This is a genomic window from Streptomyces longispororuber (genome assembly GCF_014656095.1).
Taxonomy (GTDB): domain Bacteria; phylum Actinomycetota; class Actinomycetes; order Streptomycetales; family Streptomycetaceae; genus Streptomyces; species Streptomyces longispororuber.
The window spans coordinates 38,082-56,843 of record NZ_BNBT01000042.1 but is presented as its reverse complement, the minus strand read 5'-3'; the positions used below and the strand labels follow the sequence as shown (position 1 = coordinate 56,843).

Sequence of the window (18,762 nt, the reverse complement as noted above, 5' to 3'; positions counted from 1 at the left end):
TGCCCTTCACGGTCGGCGGGGCGGTCGCGGACGAGGCGGCGGTACGGCTCGCGGCGGCGGGTGCCCGGGCAGCGCGGCGCGGCGGCGCCCGGGCAGCGCGGCAGCGGAGTGACCAGGCAGCGCGGCAGCACGGCGGCGCCGCGGGGGGTCACTCCCCCGTCGCGCCGTCGATCCGCTCCCGGAGCAGGTCCGCGTGGCCGTTGTGCCGGGCGTACTCCTCGATCATGTGCGTGAGGATGTGCCGCAGGGAGTACGCGGTGCCGTCGTGGGAGCCCGTGACGTCGAGGTCACGGGCGGCGGCCACCGCCGCGCGCGAGCGCTCGCACTCGGCGCGCCACACGCGGAACGCCTCCTCCACGTCGGCGTCGTCGACGTCCCACTGGACCGACTCGTCGCCCTTCGGCCCCACCCAGTGGGGCTTGTCCGGCTCCCCCAGCAGGACGCACCGGAACCAGCCGCGCTCGACCTCGGCGAGGTGCCGCACGAGCCCCAGCAGGCTCAGCGAGGAGGGCGGCACCGCCCACCGCCGGAGCTGGTTCGGCGTCAGGCCCGCGCACTTGCGCGCGAGCGTCGCGCGCTGGGCGTCGAGGAAGGCGTTGAGCAGCGTGCGCTCGTCCGCCACGCCGGGCGGCTCGACCCTGACATCTTCGCTACCGTCATCACTCGCCATCGCCCCATCATGCCGAGGCGTCACCGCCCCCCACCAGAGCCCGGACACGCACCGGTCCCGGTGCCGTACGGGCGCGGCCGGAAGTCGTCCGCGCGCCGGTGCGCGGCGCCGCCGCGGGGGCCGCCGGGCCCACGAGGCGTACGGCGCGATATCGCCGTGGGAAGCTGCAATTCCGCCCCTTTTCCGCTCATTCAGCCCGGCTGCAACGCAGTTCTCTCTGGCGAAACCACGCACCCCGCCATTAGCGTCATGCCCCTTGACCGCACGCCAGTCTCATTCGGGGAGTCGACCGTGAAGCGCCGTACCGTGCCCGCTGCCGCCGCATTCGCCGTGACCGCGGCTCTCCTTCTGACGGCCTGCGGCGGCGGTGACGACGGGAACACCGGGGACGACAAGATCGCGGGCGCCGAGCAGGGCGCGGGAAAGGACGGCAAGGAACGGAAATCCCCCTCGTCGCCCACCGCCTCCGCGGATTCCGCCGACCGCCCCGAGGTGAAGCTGCCCGCCGACGTGCACAACGTCTTCGAGAGCTGGAAGACCGGCGACCCGCTCAAGGACGCGGCGCTGGCCGACGCACGACGGCGTATCGAGGCGACCGACGCGGCGATCACCAGAACCGCGCGGGAATCGGAGGTGATCCCCTTCTACTACAAGGGAGAAGCCCTGACCGGCGCCGCCCGGTGGATCTCCCTTTTCACCAAGCAGAACCTGTCCGTCACGGGTACGACGCGCTATTACGCGCCCCGTGTCACACCGCACGGCAAGACGTCCGTCGCCCTTCTCTACTGCGCGGACGAGAGCAAGGCGTACACCAAGAACCGAAAGACCGGAAAGCCCGACAAGACGCCTGTCACCGACAAGTCCTACGTCCTCTACCACGCCCGTCTCGACAGGAACGAGAACGGCGTCTGGCAGACCAGCATGCTCAGCTCGGAGAGAGGGAACGCGAAGTGCACGCCATGATCACCCGCAGGTCGTGGGCCGCGGCCGGAGCCACCGCCGTCGCCACGCTGCTGCTGATACCCGGCCCCGCGCACGCGGACAAGTCCCCCGGGACCGGATCCCAGGGCAGCGTCTCCGCCGGCGGCGGCCGGCAGGGCCAGGAGATCACCTCCGTCATCCGCTACTCGGGCGCGATCGCCGGCAAGGGCGGCAAGGGCGGCGGCGCGATGAAGCCCGTCGGCGACTGGACGCCGCCCGCCTGCTGGTACGAGCCGCGCACGGCCGAGCAGTTCCGCGACCAGGTCGAGCGGAGCTACGAGGAGACCGTGAACATGCCTGGTCAGCACAGCTACGCCAAGCGGGCCGTGGGCGAGTTCCGTGACAAGTACAAGGACGGCGAGTACAAGGACTACAACCTGAAGGAGAAGGACAAGGGCGCCTGGTGGGTCGCCGTCCGCGACCCCGACCGGGAGTTCGAGGACGCCGCGCAGGCCTGCGACAAGCAGCCGTTCTGGGTCGAGGACGGCGACCGGCCCCCCGTCGACAACGCCCTGTCGCCCGAGCTCCTCGCCCAGCTCGCCTACGCCCGCATGCGCCTGCCCGACACCGAGGTCTCGCTGGCCCCCGAGGGCACCACCAAGGTGAACCTGCCGACCTGGGCGTGGCTGGACAAGGCCCGGTTCAAGCCCCTGTCGGCCACCGCCTCGGTCGACCTGCCCGGCCTGAACCTGTCGGCCACCACCACGGCGCGCCCCGGCTCCCTCCGGCTCGACCCCGGCACGAAGGACGCGCGGACGTTCCCCGCGTCGGGCGCCTGCGCGAAGAACGCCGACGGCTCCGTGGGCGAGCCGTACGCCAAGGGCAAGGGCGACCGGACGCCGCCGTGCGGCGTGACCTATCTGCGCTCCTCCGGCGAGGGCACGTACGACCTCAGGGCCACCGTCACCTGGAACGTCTCCTGGGACGGCGCGGGCACCGGCGGCGGGGCGCTCCCGGACGGGGAGTTCGGCGGGGAGCAGCCGGTACGCGTCGAGGAGATCCAGGCCGTCAACCGATGAACGCGGAGGCGTGGCGGGGCGGCGGTCGCCGTGCGCGGGGTTACGGCCGCCGTGCGACAGGTCCCTCACGACCCCGCAACAGGCGGCCGGGACCTGGCGGGTTGTCCCGTTTTCTTCGGTGGCGGGACCAACGACCCCGCGGTTACCGTCGGCCGCCCGGACAGGCCTTGTCCCACAAGGCCCTGAGTACGCCCGTCAGCACGTGAGGCGCGGGACGACCGCGCCGCGGAACCACCAACAAGGAGCATGACCGTGGGCTTCAAGGGGATGGACCCCGTTCAGGCGCCCAAACTGGCGGCCGCCGTCGACGTCATGAGCGGCACGCTCTCCGTCCAGGGCGGGCTGATCAGCGGAATCCTCGCGAAATGGGAGGCCAAGGCCGAGGGCGTCTCCGACTTCCCCAAGAAGGCGAGCTGGGCGACGGACGAGGCCAAGGACATCCGGCGCCGGCTCGGCATCAAGGACGACCCGGAGGCGGTGCTCACCTTCGCGAGCCTCGCGGGCGCCCTGGAGACCTGGAAGGAGTTCAAGGAGGGCACCCTCAAGGACATCAAGACGCCGCTGAAGATCCTGACGATCCCCACCGCCATCGAGGCGTCCATCCACCTCTACAACCGCTGGGCCCAGGGGCAGAACGTGGCCGGCGCCCGCGCCGTCTACGAGCTGAACAAGTACTTCGGCGTGGAGGCGGACCGGCTCAAGGCCAAGCGCGGCGAGCTGCTGCGGGAGCTGCTCAAGGACCAGAAGATCCGCAACTGGTACAAGGAGCCCTGGAAGTGGCAGCAGGCGGTGCGCAGGACCGCCGAGCGGCTCAAGATCCCCGGCGCCTCGAAGCTGTTCCAGAACGCGCCGGGCATGGGCAAGTTCGCCTCCCGCGTGCTGCTGCCGCTGAACATCGTCTCCGGCGTCAAGGAGATGGTCTTCCCCACCCACGACGGTGCCCAGGGCTGGGTGGACCGGGGCATGGGCGGCCTCCAGGCCGCGGGCGCGGGCGCCGTGCTCGGCGGCGCGGGCATGGCCACCGCCCTCGGCGCCTCCGCCACCGTCGCCGCGGCCGTCCCGGTGGTCGGCTGGGTCGCCCTCGGCGTCACCGGCGCCTACTTCCTGGGCAGTTGGGCCTGGGACAAATGGGGCGACGACATCAAGTCCGGGGCGAAGACGGCCTGGAAGAACACCAAGGAGTGGGCCGGGGACGTCAAGGACAAGGGCAAGGAGATCGTCGACGGCGCCAAGAGCGCAGTCACGAACCTCGTGCCCAACGCCGTCAGGAAGTACAAGTTTTGGTAAGCGAGCCACGCGAACATCGGACGCCGAAGATGCACAACGCCGAATTGGACATGGACCTCCAGGAATTCCGCGGAATCCTGGGCGAAGCCCTCGCGGAAGGCGGCTCACAACGCCTGCTGCGGCTCACCGACGAGGAGATAGCCGTCCTCGACCCCGACTCCCTGACCGACTGCGTCGCCCCCACCCCCCGGCTCGGGCAGTTGAGCGAGCAGGAGCGCACGTGGGCGTACACCACGGCCCTGCGCTCGCTGGTGTCCCGCGAAGCCGTGGAGATCGGCAACATCGACGAGCTCGACGCCCTGCTGCGCAAGGCCGACGCCGACCCCGAGACGGCCGGGCAGCCCTCCGGTGTCGACGTCGACATGCGGATCTCGCCGGAGGTGAGCCTCGCCCTGACCCTGCGGCGCAGCGCCGACCGGGCGCTGGCGGTCGAGCAGCACACGTCCGGCGGCGTCGCCCACACCCTGGTGTACGCGCACTCCGCCGACCTGCTCCTGGTGGAGCGCGTCACCGCCGGTGGCCTGCACATGTTCAGCCTCGCCGGCTCCGCCGCCGACGCGGCCGAGGTGGTGCGGCTCGCCGTCGACCCGTTCGAGGTCGCCGACAAGGACGGCCGCGCCCAGCAGCTCACCTCCGAGCAGATCACGGCGCAGAACGTGGGCCGCCCGCTCAACGACGCGATCAACGGCGCCATGGTGGTGGGGCAGATGGTGGTCCTCGCCGACGCCCCGGGGCCGCTCCTGACGACGTACGCGACCGACGAGGCGGTGTGGACGGTGTACGTCGAGAAGCCGCAGGCGGCCTCCGGCATCACGGCCCGCGCCGTCGGGACGAACACGCTGCGCAAGATGATCACCCAGTTGATCCTGCCGAGCTGAGGGGCGACCCATGTCACGAGAGAGCGAGTGCCGGGAAGACGTACGCAAGCTGAAGCGGTACGCGGACGAGCTGGAGCGCTCGGTGGACAACGTCCAGACGCTCAGCGGCACCGACACCTGGAAAGGGCCCAAGAGCGACCGCTTCCGCAGCGAATTCGGCACGCACAAGAAACAGATCAAAGACGCACTCGCAAACGCCAGAACGGCGATAGACAACGCGCTGAAGCGGGTCGAACGCGAGGAGGCCGAGAAGAAGAAGGAAGGGAAGGACAAATAAGGGTTTCCGCGCCATGACGAAGCAGCAGCCGACTCCCGCGTCCGCCGCCCGGACGCCCTCCGGACCGACCCCCTCCACGCCGCCGCCGGGCCCGCCGCCCGGCCGGACCCCGTCCGCGCCGCGCAGGATCACCGGCGCCGTCATCGACGCGCTGCTCGCCCTGGCGTGCGGGGCTGCGGCCGGGGCGGCCGCGGGGATCAAGGTCGTCGACGGCGTGGCGGAGCTGCGCCTCGCGCCTGCCACCGGGGCGGCGGCACTCGTCGGCGCCGTGGCGTTCTCCCTGGTCAACCATGTCTTACTGACCGCCGTATGCCGGGCGAGCCTCGGCAAGCTGGCCACCGGGCTGCGCGTGGTCCGGGCGTCCGACGGCGGTCGGCCCGGCCTGGTCCGGCTGACCGGCCGCTGGGTCTTCGGCTTCTACTGGGCGGTGGCCGCCGTCCCGCTGCACGTCGCCTCCGACAGCGACGTGCAGCAGCAGGACGCGGTCGGGCTGCGCGTCGTGCGCCGCCCGGCATAACCGCTCCTCCGCTTTCCTCCCGTACGGCCGCCGCGCCACGCCGTACGGCGCCTTCCGTTTTCCTGATCCGGAATTCCCAACCATCGTAATCAATACGCCACTTCGGGTTTCGGCATTCAAGGCATTGCGATAGCATCGACCGCGGCGAACGAAAGGTTCGTCTGGCTTTCGACACACGGGGAGGCTCGTCATGTCGCTCAAGGGCGCAGACACCACTCGACTCCGGACTCTTTCCACCACGTTCAAGACCCAGCACGGGAACCTGGACTCCCTGATCCGTGCCATCTCCTCGGGGACGAGCAACAGCGAGGAGTTCTGGAAGGGCCCGCGCGCCAACCGCTTCCGTGACGAGTGGGAGAAGCTGAAGCCGCAGCTCACCAACTTCCTCACCTCGCTGGAGAACGCGCGCAAGGAGACCAGCGACGCGGCCGACGCCAACGACCGCATCAACGACTGACCGCGGCCGCCCACGGGCCGGGCGGACCGACCGGTGTCCGGCGGCACCGGTCCGACGGCACGGCCCGCGCGCACGCACGGGAAACACGCACGGGAAAGGGGCCGGGCAGCACGCACGCTGCCCGGCCCCTTCGCCGTGCGGGTCAGGCGCCGACCGGGTCCGGCAGCACGGCCTGCGCGGGGACGGCCTCCCCGCCGCGGACGAACAGGCCGCGGCCGGTCGGCCCGCCCCCGCCGCTGTTCGACGACAGGCGGATGTTGAACATCTCGCCGTCGGCGGAGCCCTGCGGCGAGAGCAACAGGCCGTTGCGCGACCGGCGCGCGGCCACGACGAAGCCGCGGTACTGCGCGGACAGCGTGTCCACGGCACCCGCCGCGATCAGCGCGAGGCCCCCGTCCATGCCGCGGCGCAGGGCCTCCTCCAGGGCCTCGTCGAGCGGCGTGTCGTAGATCAGCTCCGCGTCGTCGACGACGATGGCGTACGGGCCCTTGGCCGACTCCGTCAGCGCCTCCAGGTCGTCGGACGAGCTCTCGGCGTCCAGCAGCCCGAGCACCCCCGGCCTGCCCGCGAGGTCCCGCAGCGGCGAGCGGCGCGGCGTCACCAGGACGACCTCGGTGCCCCGCCGCAGCAGCTCGGCGGCCGCGGTGACCAGGGTGCTGGAGCGGCCCGACTTCGGCGGGCCCGAGATGACGAAGCCGGGCCCCGCCTCCTCCAGGTCGACGCCGAGCGGCTGGAGTTCGTCGCCGCCCACCGCGACGTACGTCCACAGCGGCGAGGGCGCGGTGAACTCCGGCTGGAGCGCCGCGGCCTCGGCGGCCGTGATGCGCGCGGGCAGCACGTCGACGCGGATCGGCTTCTGCCCCGGCCGCGGCCGGCCGGCGCGCTCGGCCGCCGCGCGGGCGATCTCCTGGAGCGCGGCGACCTGCGCCTGCCCGTTGGGGTTCTCGGCGAGCAGCGCGATCTGGCTCTCCTGGACCCCGTCGTCCGTGGCCTTGAGCGCCCGGCCCGGCGGCACGTCCTTGGGCACGTCCTTGGTGGAGATCCCGGCGAACGTGTAGTCCGCGGGGTCGGCCAGGCGCAGCACGAGGCGCTCGGCGAAGGAGCTGGAGATCTCGCCCGTGAGGCCGCTGCGGTCCACGGCCATGACCACCTTGACGCCGACGGCCGCGCCCTCGCGGAAGAGCCGTTTCGCCGACTCGACCAGGCGGCCGTAGTCGTAGTTCTCGAAGGCCACCCGGAACGCGTCCCAGCCGTCGATCAGGACGACCATCCACGGCAGCCTGTCCTCGGGCGCGGCCCCGGCCCGCTGCTCCGCCGCGCTGGACTGGCCCTTCTCCGCGAGCAGGAGCTGCCGCCGGGAGACCTCGGCGAGGAGGCGGCCGAGGAGGCGGTCCACGCGTGCCGTCTGGTCGCGGGTCACCACGGCCCCGCAGTGCGGCAGGCGCGCCAGCGGCAGCAGGGCGTTGGCGCCGCAGTCGATGCCGTAGAGGTGGACGTCAGCGGGGTCGCAGGCCCGCGCCAGCGCCCCCGCGATGGTGCGCAGGGTCGTGGAGCGGCCCGACCGCGGACCGCCCGCGATCATCAGGTGCTCCCCGTCCGCGAGGTCGAGGGCGAGCGCGGCCCGCGCCTGCTCGGCGGGCAGGTCCGTGAGGCCGTACGCGACGGGCCGCACCGGGTCGTCCGCCGAGGCTCCCGGCGCCGGGGCGGGCAGCTCGTGCGTCTGGACGTGCGCGGGGATGGGCGGCAGCCAGGGGCTTCGCGGGGTGGCGCAGTGCGTCTGCCGGGCGGCGTCGGCGATGGCGTCCACGAGGACCGCCAGGTCGGTGACCATGGTGCCGTCGTCGCCGTCGTCCTGCGCCGCGCGCGGCGGCGGGTGCCCGTACGCCACCCAGTCCAGCACCTGGACGGCGACCTGGGGCGCGGTGCCGGCGCCCGGGCGGCGGCCGCCGATCCGCGCGGACTGCACGCCGACCAGGGACTGGGCGCCGGAGCGCACGTAGCAGCGGCCCGGCGTGGCCTTGGAGATGGCGGCCGAGTCGGGGGCGTCGATGACGTCCCGTGACTCCTCGCCGTTGGTGACGCGCAGGGCGATGCGCAGGTTGGTGTTGGCCCGGATGTCCGCGCTGACGACGCCCGCGGGGCGCTGGGTGGCCAGCATCAGGTGCACGCCGAGGGAGCGGCCGCGCCGGGCGATGTCCACGAGGCCCGCGATGAAGTCGGGCAGCTCCGCGACCAGCGAGGCGAACTCGTCGATGATGAGCACGAGCCGCGGCATCGGCTCCAGGTCGGGGCGGAGCGCGCGGGCGTCGTTGTAGTCCTCGATGTCCTTGGTCTCGGCCGCGAAGAGGATCTCCTCGCGGCGCTTCAGCTCCGCGGCCAGGGAGGCGAGCGCGCGCTCCGTCAGATGGGCGTCGAGGTCGCTGACCATGCCGACGGTGTGCGGCAGGCGCGCGCAGTCCTGGAAGGCGCTGCCGCCCTTGTAGTCGATGAGGACGAAGTTGAGGGCGTCCGGGGTGTTCCCGACGGCGAGCGAGGCGATGATCGTCTGGAGCAGCTCGGACTTGCCGGCGCCGGTCGTGCCCGCGATCAGGGCGTGCGGGCCGTCGCGCCGGATGTCGAGCACGAAGGGCCCGTCCGCGGCGAGGCCGATCGGCACCGCCGTGGTCGCGCCGCCCCGCCGCCAGATCGCGGCGATGTCGCGCCCGGTCGGGTCCGGCAGATCGAGCAGGCCGAGCAGGCGCGCGGCGCTCGGCAGCGCGCTGTCGGCGTCGTCCCGGCTGACGTCGCGCACCGGGGCGAGCGCGCGGGCCACCCGCTCGCACCAGGCCGTGGTGACCTGGTCGGCGAGGACCTCGCCCACGGCCTCGTACCCGTATCCGCGCAGGTGGACGTGGTGCGCGGACTGCGGCGTCCAGAGGATCGCCGTGCGGCACTCCTCCGGCAGCAGGCGCTCGTCCTCGTCGACGCAGAGCGCGAAGATCCCGTGGCCCGGCCCCTCCTGGAGCAGTTGCGGCACGCCGGGCACGCGGCGCAGGAGGCGGGCGCCGTCGAGGACGAGCAGCACGTGCTGGTCGGGGCGGAGCACGTTCAGGCCGCCGTGCTCCTTGGCGGCCGCCTTGCGCCGCTCCAGCTCGGTGAGGAGCTCGGTGACGCGGCGGGAGACGGACTCCGGGTCGGTGCCGAGCAGCGCCACGCAGTTCTGCCCCTGCTGCGGGCCGGTGTGCGGCAGCCACTGGGCCCAGCCCCAGTGCGCGGCGGCGTCCTTGGCCGAGGAGAGCACGACGAGCGACAGGTCGCGCGGGCTGTGCAGCACGGCGGCCTGCGCGGCCAGCCAGCGCGCGGTGGCGGACGCGCGGGCCCGGTCCCCGGCGACGCCGACCACGCCCAGCTCCACGAAGGGCAGCGCGAGCGGCACGTTCGTGACCACCGGGGGCTCGGGCTCCTCGGCGTCGGGCGCGGCCGTGCGGGCGTTGACCAGCTCCAGCTCGGCGCGCAGGTCGCCGAAGCCCACTCGCAGGTGCAGGGCGTCGGGGTCGGTGATCCGCCGCTCCCACAGCCGTCGCCGGGGCCCGGTGGCGAACAGCAGCACCTGCCCGGGGTCCGGGTGGGCCTCGCGGCGGCGGCGCTGGTCGGCCACGCCGAGCCGCTCGACCTCGGCCTCGCAGTCGGCCTTGGCCTGCTTGTACTCCTTCAGCGCGGCCCGGTACTTCTTCTTGCCGTGCCGCCGGTCGCTGATCCACTGGCCGAACATCATCAGCGGCGACAGCAGGCAGAACAGCAGCATGTAGATGGTCTTGGTGACGAAGTACATGCCGAGGCCGAAGAAGAGCGGCAGGACCGCGGCGATGAGCTGGAAGCGCTGCGCCTCCTCCTTCACCGGCGGGGCCGGGACCACCAGGCGCGGCTTCGCCCTCGGCGAGGTCAGCCGGGGCGGGCGGTTGTAGGCGAGGCCGCCCTCGCCCGCGGCGGAGAGGTGGGCGTCGGGCGGGCCGACCTCGGAGAGGCTGAACAGCGACTCGCCGGACGCCAGCAGCTCCCCCGGCCGCCACGCGCGCGGCCCGGTCACCGGCTCGTCGTCCAGGGCGAGCGCGGCGCCGTCGCCGGGCGCGACCTCGACCCGGCCCTGGATGTCGACGGTGACGCGCGCGGCGAACGGCGCGAGGGTGGGGTCCTCGACGGTGAGCGTGGCGCCGGGCGCCGAGCCGATCGTGCCGGCCCCGGCGGCGAGCCGGGCCACCCGGCCCGCTCCGGGCCCGCCGCTGACCGACACCTCGTAGCGGCCCTGCGGCTCGCCGTCCGCCATGAAGGGCCCGACGGTGTCGTCGGTGGTGAGCCGCACCCCGTCCCTGAGTTCGCCGCCGACGGGCTCGTCCGGGGGCACGAAGGTGCCGTTGACCCAGAGCCCGGCCGCCGCGGGGGCCCGTCCGGCGAACGGGCCGGGCAGCGGGACCACCACGCCGGGGGCGGGGCCGCCGGTACCGCCGAGGGCGGGGCCGCCGGTGCCGCCGCGGCCGTCGAGCCGGTCCACCACCGCGGCGAGTTCCGCCGCCGTGGTGGACTCGTCGACGTCGATCAGCGCCGTCCGCGGCGCGGCTCCTGCCCGGACCACGGTCGCCCGCACTCGCATGGGTACGCGTCCCTCCGTTTCGGCTGCTCGCCGCTAGGCGTTCGGTATGTCCTGGACGGGAACCCCGGGGGCGAACGCCCGCACGGCCGCGGTGAGGCGCTCCCGGTCGAGGGTCCACAGGTTGACGCTCCGGCTGGCCAGGAACACGTCGTGGTCGACGTGGGGGGCGAGCCTCGCCGTCTCCTCGGGGCTCAGCCGCGCGTTCTGCCCGGGCAGCGGCGGGGCGCCCGGTCTGCGGCGCAGGCCGACGTACGCCATGGGCGTGCCGCCGACGACGTTGTGCTGCCACAGGACGACCGCCTCGATGTCCTGCCAGGGCACCACGGCCGTCTGCTTGGCGTACTTCGCGGGGGCGCCGCCGAGGGTCACGCCGTGGGCGTCGACGCGGAACGCGACGAGCCGCTTCGTCGCCGCGCCGCTGAGGAGCTGGACCGGGGTCCAGGTGAAGTGGGCCTCGTAGACCGCGGACTGGTGCGAAGGCTGGTCTGCAGACATGGCCGGATCGTAGCCTCCGGGGCCGGGCTCCTGGCCAGGCCCTAGCGTCCCACCCGCTTCAGGCGTGCCTGCGGGTTCCCGGCCTTGGTGTCCTCGGAGGTGTACTGCAACTCCGGGCCGACGGGCCGCAGCCGCACCGTGTGGCGTGCCCGGGAGCACTGGCCGCCGTTGGACTCCGCGCCGGTGCCCGTCGCGACGAGCTCCTTGTCCGTGGCGCTCGTGAAGGTCAGGACGTCGACGCAGGTGTTCCCGATGAGGTCCGTCTGCGTCATGGTGCCGAGGCGCGCGCCGGGCCTGGCGACCTGACGAAGGGTGACGTCGAAGGTGCCGATGGGGATCCGGCCCTTCTGGAAGGCGTCACCGCTCCACTCGCCCAGGTACCGGGCAGGCACGGCGCCCTCCTGCGGCGTACCGCCGGTCGCGGCCGGGGGCCGGCCCCCACCGTCCTTGGCGGAGTCGTCCCCGCCGCCCGGCAGCAGGTCGAGGACGAACACCGCTCCCACCGTGACCGCCGCGAGCGCCCCGGCGACGGCCAGCGCGACGGTGCAACTGACCCTGCGGCCCCGCCCGTCGGCCCGGGCGGGCGCGGCGTCGGCGGCGACGGACAGCGAGATCCTGCCGGGGGCGGCCCCGGCGGGGGGCTCGGCCGCGGACGAGGGCTTGTCTCCGTACGAGGCCCCGGGCGCGGGCTCCTTCCCGTACGGGGACCCGCCCGGGCGCGGGGTCCCCGCAGCGGGCGCGGACTCAGCGACGTACGGGGACTCGGCAGCGGGCGGGGACCCCGCAGCAGGCGCGGACCCGGCGGAAGGCGCGGACCCGGCGGCGTACGAAGGGTCCGGCGGTCCGAACACCCCCGCCGCCGTGCCCGGCAGCGGCACGGGCCCCGACGCCGGCGGCGGCTCCGCGCCCGCGGTGTCCAGGTCGAGCAGCCGCACTGCGCGCCGCCCGACCCGCTCCACCACGGGGCCCGGCAGCCAGCCCGCCGCCACGAGCGGGGCGGCGCCCTCGGGGGCGAGGCGGCGGGCGAGGTCCGCGGGGGCGGGCCGGGCCCCTGCCTCCTTGGCCAGGCAGGACGCGGCGATGTCCCGCAGGTCGCCGGTCAGCGGGCCCAGTTCGGGGGCCTCGTGGACGACCTTGTAGAGCAGGGCGGCCGAGGAGTCGCCGGGGAAGGGGGACGCGCCGGTGGCCGCGTACACCAAAACCGCGCCGAGGGAGAAGACGTCGGCGGCGCCCGTGGCGCCCTTGCCGAGGATCTGCTCCGGCGCCATGTAGCCGGGCGAGCCGATGGAGACGCCCGTGGAGGTGAGGGACGCGGTGCCGTCGGTGGCGCGGGCGATGCCGAAGTCGATGAGACGGGGGCCGTCCATGGTGAGCAGGACGTTGGAGGGCTTCACGTCGCGGTGGACCAGGCCGAGGCCGTGCACGTGCGCCAGGGCCTCGGCGAGGCCCGCAACCAGGACCCGGACCGAGTGCCCGGGCAGCGGGCCGGTGTCGCGGACGGCCTCCGCGAGGGAGGGGCCGGCCGCGTAGCCCGTGGCCACCCAGGGCACGGCCGCCTCCGGGTCGGCGTCCAGGACGGGCGCGGTCCAGTCGCCGCCGACCCGCCGCGCCGCCGCGACCTCGCGCCGGAAGCGGGCGCGGAACTCGTCGTCGAGCGCGAAGTGCGGGTGCACGACCTTCACGGCGACCGTACGGCCGCCCGCGCTGCGGCCCACGTAGACCCGGCCCATGCCGCCGGAGCCGAGGCGGCCGAGCAGCCGGTAGGGCCCGATGGCCGTGGGCTCGTCCGGTGCGAGCGGATGCATGACGGAGGCCTCCCCCGGGTGTGCGCTACGCATGCCCCTGCTCGGCTCAGCCTACGGCGCCGGGGGCGCGGAGCCCGGTGCTCCGTCCGGAACTCCCGTTCCCCTACGGCGGCGACGCCCTTACGGGGCCGGTCGTCCCCGGGGTACGGGAATGGCCGACGTGCCGACGACATGCAGGATTCCGTACGGGCGCATTACTTCCGCGCATTCGCCTCCGCGAGGGCCGCGACAGCCGCCTTGCCCGGCCCGTCACGGCTGCGCCCCCTTTACCGTTTACCGTCGTACGCCTACGAACTCAGCAGTTCCACGCGCACGTCCGCGGGGAAGCCCGTCGTGGGTCCCACCCGGCGTGCGAACTCCGTGACGCCCTTCAACTGGTCGGGGCCGAAGCGGAAGTCCAGGGTCGTGAAGTACTCCTCCAGGACGCCCGCGTCGAAGGACTCCCAGCGCGCGGCCTGTTCGGCGACCTTCGTGACCTCCTCCAGGGACAGGTCCCGCGAGGCCAGGAACGCCTGGTGCACCTGGCGCACCACCTCGGGCTCGCGCGCGAGGTAGTCGCGCCGCGCCGCCCACACCGCGAAGACGAACGGCAGGCCCGTCCACTCCTTCCACATCCGCCCGAGGTCGTGGACCTCCAGGCCGAGTCGGGGCGCGTCGAGCAGGTTCGCGCGCAGCGCCGCGTCCCCGATGAGCACGGCCGCGTCGGCCTCGCGCATCATCAGGCCGAGGTCGGGCGGGCAGGTGTAGTAGTCGGGTCGTACGCCGATCTTCTCGGCCAGCAGGAGCTGCGCGAGGCGGACGGAGGTGCGCGAGGTGGAGCCGAGCGCGACCCGGGCCCCGTCCAGGCGGTCGAGGGGCACCTGGGAGACGATCACGCACGACATGACGGGGCCGTCGCAGCCCACGGCCAGGTCCGGGAAGGCGACCAGGTCGTCCGCGTTGCGCAGGAACTCGACCAGGGTGACCGGCGCGACGTCGAGTTCGCCGCGCACCAACTGCTCGCTGAGCTTCTCAGGGGTGTCCTTGGTGAGCTCGAAGTCGAGGAGGGTGCCGGTCCGCGCGAGGCCCCAGTAGAGGGGCATGCAGTTCAGGAACTGGATGTGGCCGACGCGGGGCCGTGCGGTGCGGCGGGAGCTGGGGAGCCGGTCGGCTCCCGCCCCGCCCGAGGTGTCAGCGGGAGAATTGTCCACATCAGGGAGGCTAGCCCTCGTCCGGTACGGGGCGGGCGCCGGGGCCCGTGCGGGGTCCGGCACGGCGCGGTCGGGCGTCGCGTCAACCCGCCTCGGGGGCGGTCAAACCTCCGGGTGACGTGATCTTGATCCCTATTGCTTCCGGGTGCCTGCGTGCTAAGCTCGCCGCAAGTTGCAGTTTGGTTTCCCTTGCAGTACAGAGCCTGCGGAGCATGTGACCCGCGGGCTCTCGTCGTTTTCAGACTTTTGCAGTTGTTTCAACAATCGCAGGTTCTGGAGCAGGGCAACCCTTTGGCCCAAGGAGGGCTTATGGCTACCGGAACCGTGAAGTGGTTCAACGCCGAAAAGGGCTTTGGTTTCATCGCCCAGGAAGGCGGCGGCCCCGACGTCTTCGTGCACTACTCCGCGATCAACGCCAGCGGTTTCCGCTCCCTCGAGGAGAACCAGGCCGTGACCTTCGACGTCACGCAGGGCCCGAAGGGCCCGCAGGCGGAGAACGTCACCCCTGCGTAAGGGCGGCCTGATCCGCCCGTGAGGGCGGCTTGATCCGGACGAATAGCAGTACCCAAGGAGCCCCGTGCCTGTTGGCGGTGGGGCTCCTGCCTTTTTCTGGCGGGGGCGCCTTGGGCTGGCGGGGGCGCCTTGGCGGGGGTTTTCGGCCTTCGGCCTCGTCCTCAAACGCCGGACGGGCTGGAACCACTTCCACGCCGCCGTCGACCGCCCGCACCCCCGGGCACCTCACCCCGCCCAGCTCAAGGACACGGCGCGACTCGACGACGGCGGGACGAGGGATGTCAGCCCGTCCGGCGATTGAGGACAAGGCGCGGAGCGCCGATGGGGGTGCCCGCACCCGACGGCGGCGGCGCGGGGGATGTCAGCCCGTCCGGCGATTGAGGACGAGGCGCGGAGCGGCGATGGGGCTGGGGTCCAGGGGGCGCAGCGCCTCTGGTTTCGGGAAGGGGCGGGGTTGGGGCGCACCCGCGAGGGCCCTCACACGTGCTGCATGATCAGGACGAAGCTCGTCCCCGGGGTCAGGGCCTCGTAGGCATGGGGGACGTCCCCCCGGTACGACATGTAGTCGCCGGGGAAGAGCTCCACCGCCCCACCCCGCGGCCCCGCGAGCAACCGCCCCGTGCTCACCACGAGATGCTCCACCGTCCCGGGGTTGTGCGGGTCGGACTCCCGCGCCGGCCCGGGCTCCATCGCGCCGTGGTAGATGTCCCGGCGCACCCCGGACGGCCCCGCCGACAGCAGCTTGCCCGCGTACGCGGAGCGCTCCGCGTGCATGACCGGGCCCTCGCCCGCGCGCACCACGGTCACCGGGGGCTCGGACAGCGTCTCGGTGAGCGCGCTGAACGGCACGCCGAGCGCCACCGCGAGCGCCCACACCGTCTCGATGCCCGGGTTCCCCGTGGCCGCCTCCAACTGGGACAGCGTCGACTTGGCGATGCCCGCGCGCTTGGCCAGCTCGGACAGGGAGAGCCCGGCGCGCGTGCGCTCGCGCCGCAGGGCCGCGGCGATCCATTCGCGGGGCGTTCCGGCGGCCCCGCCCGCCCTCTCGGTTGTCATGTCATGCGCTCCCCGGCCCCGGACGGGCCATCCCACACCACCAGTGTTCGTTATAGCGGACCAAGCGTTCGACTTGACGAACAGGCCTCGCCCCACCCATCCTACGACGCATGCGTTCGATACAGCGAACGGACGGACCCGTGGAGCGAACGCACGGGGTCGTCCGGCTCTCCGACCTGCCCTCCGGCGTCCTGCGGGACATCGCCCTGCTCTGGGTCGCCGACCTCACCGTGGGCGTCTCCTTCGGCGCGATCGCCGTGGCGAGCGGCCTGCCCCTCTGGGTCCCCGTCGTCATGTCGGTGCTCGTGTACGCGGGCGCCGCCCAGTTCAGCGCGGTCGCCGTGCTCACCGCGGGCGGCGGCCCTGTGGCCGCGGCGGCCACGGGCCTGCTGCTCAACACCCGCACGGCGGCGTTCGGCCTGGCCGTCGGGGACAGCCTGGGCCGGTCCTGGGCCGCGCGGTTGGTGGGCGCGCACCTGATCACCGACGAGACCACGGCGTTCGCCCTGGCCCAGCCCGACGCCACCCGCCGCAGGGCCGCGTTCTGGATCACCGGGGCCGGGGAGTTCGTCGCGTGGAACGTGGGCGTCCTGGCCGGGGCGCTGGCCGGCTCGGCCCTCGGGGACACCGCCCGGTTCGGGCTGGACGCCGCCTTCCCGGCCGTGCTCGTCGCCCTGGTCCTGCCCGTCCTGCGGGACGCGGCGCCGAGCACGCGGGGCGCCGCCGCCCTCGGCGCGGTGATCGCCGTGGCCGCGGCCCCGCTGCTGCCCGCCGGGGTGCCGGTGCTGCTCGCGCTGCTCGGCCTGGCCGTCACCGTCCGCCGCCGCGCCGGAGGTGGAGCGTGAACGCCCAGCTCGCCTGCGTCCTCGCCCTCGCCGCGGGCACCTACGCCTTCCGCCTGGTCGGGCCCGCCCTGCACGGGCGCGTCACCGTCCCCGCCCGGGTCCAGGACCTGCTGACCACCGGCGCGACCGTGCTGCTCGTGGCGCTGCTCGCGACCGGGACCCTCACCGAGGGCCACGGCTTCGCCGGCTGGGCGCGCCCGGCCGGGGTGCTCGTCGGCGGGGTCCTCGCCTGGCGGCGGGCGCCCTTCGCGGTGATCGTGCTCGGGGCGGCGGGCGCCACCGCGCTGCTACGTCTCGCCGGGCTGCCCTAGCTCCCCGTACAGCCGCTCCACCACCGCCCCGTACTGCTCGACGACGGCGCGCCTGCGCACCTTCAGGCTCGGCGTCAGCAGGCCCGACTCGACCGTGAAGTCCTCGTCGAGGAGCGCGAAGCCGCGGATCCGCGCCGGGCGGGAGACCTGCGCGTTCGCCTCGTCCACCGCCTCCTGGACGAGGGCGCGGACCGCCGGGTCCGCCGCGAGGGGCTCGGTCAGGGCGACCCCGGCCCGCGCCGCCCAGCCCCTGACCTGCTCCGCGTCGAGGGTGAGCAGCGCGACCGGGTAGGGCCGCCGGTCGCCGACCAGGACCGCGCGGGAGACGAACCGCGAGGCCTGGAGGGCGAACTCGGTGAGGGACGGCGTCAGGTTCTTGCCGCCCGAGGTGATGACGATGTCCTTCTTGCGGCCGGTGACGGTCAGATAGCCGTCCTCGTCGAGCGCCCCCAGGTCGCCGGTGCGCAGCCAGCCGTCGGCGTCGAGCGCGTCCCGGGTGGCGGCCGGGTCGCCGTGGTAGCCGGGGAAGACCATCGGGCCGCGCGCCAGGATCTCGCCGTCGTCCGCGACGCGCACCTCGCAGCCCGCCACGGGCCGCCCCACCGTGCCGTACTTCACCGCGCCCGGGTGGTTGAGGCTGATCAGGCCGCCGGACTCCGTCATCCCGTACCCCTCGAAGAGCGGGACGCCGCAGGCCCTGACGAAGTCCAGGACGTGCGGGGCGATGGGCGCGCCGCCCGTGAGGGCCCAGCGCACCCGGCCCCCGAGCGCCTGCCTGACCGGGCCGAACAGCGCCTCGTCGGCGGCCTCGTACGCCGCCCGCAGGCCGGGCGGCAGCGCCCCGTCGGCGGCGAGGACACCGAGCCGGACCGCCTCGTCGAACCGCTCGCGCCCGCCCTCCCCGGCCTCGGCGAGGGCGAGCACCGTCGCGTACACCTTCTCGAACAGGCGCGGTACGGACGGCAGGTGCGTCGGCCGGGCCTCGGCGAGCTCGCCGACGACGTCCTCGATCCGGCCGCCGAAGTACACGAGCGTGCCGCCCTGGACGAGCGTCGTGCACTGCACGAGCTGCGCGAGGAGGTGGGCCAGCGGCAGGTACAGGTACGTCGCGTCGCCCGGGCCGCCCTCGATGAGCGGCAGGGAGGCGTCCTGCACGGCGCCGAGGTTGCCGTGGGTGAGCACGCAGCCCTTGGGCGGGCCCGTGGTGCCGGAGGTGTAGATGACGGTCGCGGGGTCCGCGGGCGCGCGCCCCCCGGCCCGTGCCAGCAGGTCGTCGTCCCGGACCCCGGCGGCGTCCGCGTACGCGTCCGGGGCCGTCATCACCACCGTCCGCCGCAGCCCGGGCAGCTTCCCGCGCAGCCGCTCCACCGCCGCCGCGCGCGCCGCGTCCTCGCACAGCACCACCGAGGCGCCCGAGTCGCCGAGCACCCAGGTCACCTCGTCCTCGCCCGCCGTGGGGTAGACCGGCACGACGACCGCGCCCGCCGCGAGCGCGCCCAACTGCGCGTACGTCCACTCCGGGCGCGTCTCGGCCAGGACCGCCACCCGGTCGCCGGGCACCACCCCGAGGGCGAGGAGCGCCCGGCCGACGGCGCGCGCCCGGTCCCGCAGCTCCCGGTACGACACGTCGTGCCAGCCGCCGTCACGCCGGTACCGCAGCGCCGGCAGTTCCCCGTGCCGGCCCGCCGCCCACTCCGCGAGGACGGACAGCGTACGGGGGCGTCGCGGCTGCGGAGGCGTCATGCCCACGACGCTAGGGACGCGGTCCGCGCGTACGGCATGACGCGGAACGTCACCCCGGCTGACCGGAGCGCTCACCGCCCGCCCCCCGCCC

At 74.0% G+C, this 18,762-nt stretch carries 17 protein-coding genes; 10 read left to right on the top strand and 7 right to left on the bottom strand.

All coding sequences use genetic code 11. The features are described from left to right. Window positions 1–148: 148 nt before the first annotated feature. Window positions 149–670, bottom strand: coding sequence for a DinB family protein (locus IE330_RS15950; RefSeq protein WP_190136670.1), 522 nt, complete (start codon window positions 668–670; stop codon window positions 149–151). Window positions 671–961: 291 nt separating this feature from the next. On the opposite strand from IE330_RS15950, the gene IE330_RS15945 reads away from it, so the two are divergent. The 7 genes from IE330_RS15945 to IE330_RS15915 all read left to right on the top strand — a co-directional run bounded on the left by IE330_RS15945 (window position 962) and on the right by IE330_RS15915 (window position 6,086). Continuing rightward, window positions 962–1,633, top strand: a complete 672-nt coding sequence (locus tag IE330_RS15945; protein ID WP_190136669.1) for a hypothetical protein — start codon at window positions 962–964, stop codon at window positions 1,631–1,633. Continuing rightward, window positions 1,630–2,670 (top strand): hypothetical protein, encoded by a 1,041-nt coding sequence (locus IE330_RS15940; RefSeq protein WP_229925681.1) that lies wholly within the window; start codon window positions 1,630–1,632, stop codon window positions 2,668–2,670. The genes IE330_RS15945 and IE330_RS15940 overlap by 4 nt, the downstream gene beginning before the upstream one ends. Window positions 2,671–2,916: 246 nt before the next feature. After that, the gene (locus tag IE330_RS15935) at window positions 2,917–3,957 is read left to right on the top strand and encodes a hypothetical protein (RefSeq protein ID WP_229925678.1); all 1,041 of its coding nucleotides are present in this window, start codon (window positions 2,917–2,919) and stop codon (window positions 3,955–3,957) included. A gap of 29 nt (window positions 3,958–3,986) precedes the next feature. Further along, window positions 3,987–4,835 (top strand): hypothetical protein, encoded by an 849-nt coding sequence (locus IE330_RS15930; protein WP_190136668.1) that lies wholly within the window; start codon window positions 3,987–3,989, stop codon window positions 4,833–4,835. Window positions 4,836–4,845: 10 nt separating this feature from the next. Further along, window positions 4,846–5,112: a hypothetical protein gene (locus IE330_RS15925; protein WP_190136667.1), complete on the top strand. Its 267-nt coding sequence runs from the start codon at window positions 4,846–4,848 to the stop codon at window positions 5,110–5,112. Between the two features lie 13 nt (window positions 5,113–5,125). Further along, window positions 5,126–5,629, top strand: a complete 504-nt coding sequence (locus tag IE330_RS15920; protein WP_190136666.1) for an RDD family protein — start codon at window positions 5,126–5,128, stop codon at window positions 5,627–5,629. A gap of 190 nt (window positions 5,630–5,819) precedes the next feature. After that, on the top strand, window positions 5,820–6,086 hold the full coding sequence (locus IE330_RS15915; RefSeq protein WP_190136665.1) for a WXG100 family type VII secretion target: 267 nt from the start codon (window positions 5,820–5,822) through the stop codon (window positions 6,084–6,086). A 142-nt stretch (window positions 6,087–6,228) separates the two neighbouring features. Here the strand turns inward: IE330_RS15915 and IE330_RS15910 are convergent, their stop codons facing one another. The 4 genes from IE330_RS15910 to IE330_RS15895 form a co-directional block, all read right to left on the bottom strand. Continuing rightward, window positions 6,229–10,713 (bottom strand): FtsK/SpoIIIE domain-containing protein, encoded by a 4,485-nt coding sequence (locus tag IE330_RS15910; protein ID WP_190136664.1) that lies wholly within the window; start codon window positions 10,711–10,713, stop codon window positions 6,229–6,231. A 33-nt stretch (window positions 10,714–10,746) separates the two neighbouring features. Further along, a complete protein-coding gene (locus IE330_RS15905; protein ID WP_190136663.1) occupies window positions 10,747–11,208 on the bottom strand; it encodes a hypothetical protein in 462 nt (153 codons plus the stop codon). Window positions 11,209–11,249: 41 nt separating this feature from the next. After that, window positions 11,250–13,013 (bottom strand): serine/threonine-protein kinase, encoded by a 1,764-nt coding sequence (locus IE330_RS15900; protein ID WP_190136662.1) that lies wholly within the window; start codon window positions 13,011–13,013, stop codon window positions 11,250–11,252. Window positions 13,014–13,300: 287 nt separating this feature from the next. After that, window positions 13,301–14,113 (bottom strand): menaquinone biosynthetic enzyme MqnA/MqnD family protein, encoded by an 813-nt coding sequence (locus IE330_RS15895; protein WP_268257295.1) that lies wholly within the window; start codon window positions 14,111–14,113, stop codon window positions 13,301–13,303. A 399-nt stretch (window positions 14,114–14,512) separates the two neighbouring features. On the opposite strand from IE330_RS15895, the gene IE330_RS15890 reads away from it, so the two are divergent. Beyond that, the gene (locus tag IE330_RS15890) at window positions 14,513–14,716 is read left to right on the top strand and encodes a cold-shock protein (RefSeq protein WP_016645643.1); all 204 of its coding nucleotides are present in this window, start codon (window positions 14,513–14,515) and stop codon (window positions 14,714–14,716) included. Between the two features lie 477 nt (window positions 14,717–15,193). Here IE330_RS15890 and IE330_RS15885 read toward each other — a convergent pair whose 3' ends face one another. Then, window positions 15,194–15,772 (bottom strand): XRE family transcriptional regulator, encoded by a 579-nt coding sequence (locus tag IE330_RS15885; RefSeq protein WP_190136660.1) that lies wholly within the window; start codon window positions 15,770–15,772, stop codon window positions 15,194–15,196. Window positions 15,773–15,882: 110 nt separating this feature from the next. On the opposite strand from IE330_RS15885, the gene IE330_RS15880 reads away from it, so the two are divergent. Both IE330_RS15880 and IE330_RS15875 read left to right on the top strand, forming a co-directional pair. Next, the gene (locus tag IE330_RS15880) at window positions 15,883–16,617 is read left to right on the top strand and encodes an AzlC family ABC transporter permease (RefSeq protein WP_190136659.1); all 735 of its coding nucleotides are present in this window, start codon (window positions 15,883–15,885) and stop codon (window positions 16,615–16,617) included. Beyond that, window positions 16,614–16,928 (top strand): AzlD domain-containing protein, encoded by a 315-nt coding sequence (locus IE330_RS15875; protein WP_190136658.1) that lies wholly within the window; start codon window positions 16,614–16,616, stop codon window positions 16,926–16,928. The genes IE330_RS15880 and IE330_RS15875 overlap by 4 nt, the downstream gene beginning before the upstream one ends. Here the strand turns inward: IE330_RS15875 and IE330_RS15870 are convergent. Further along, complete coding sequence (locus tag IE330_RS15870) at window positions 16,905–18,671, bottom strand: AMP-dependent synthetase/ligase (RefSeq protein WP_190136657.1); 1,767 nt, start codon at window positions 18,669–18,671, stop codon at window positions 16,905–16,907. The two genes, IE330_RS15875 and IE330_RS15870, sit on opposite strands and share 24 nt — an antisense overlap. Window positions 18,672–18,762 lie beyond the last annotated feature (91 nt).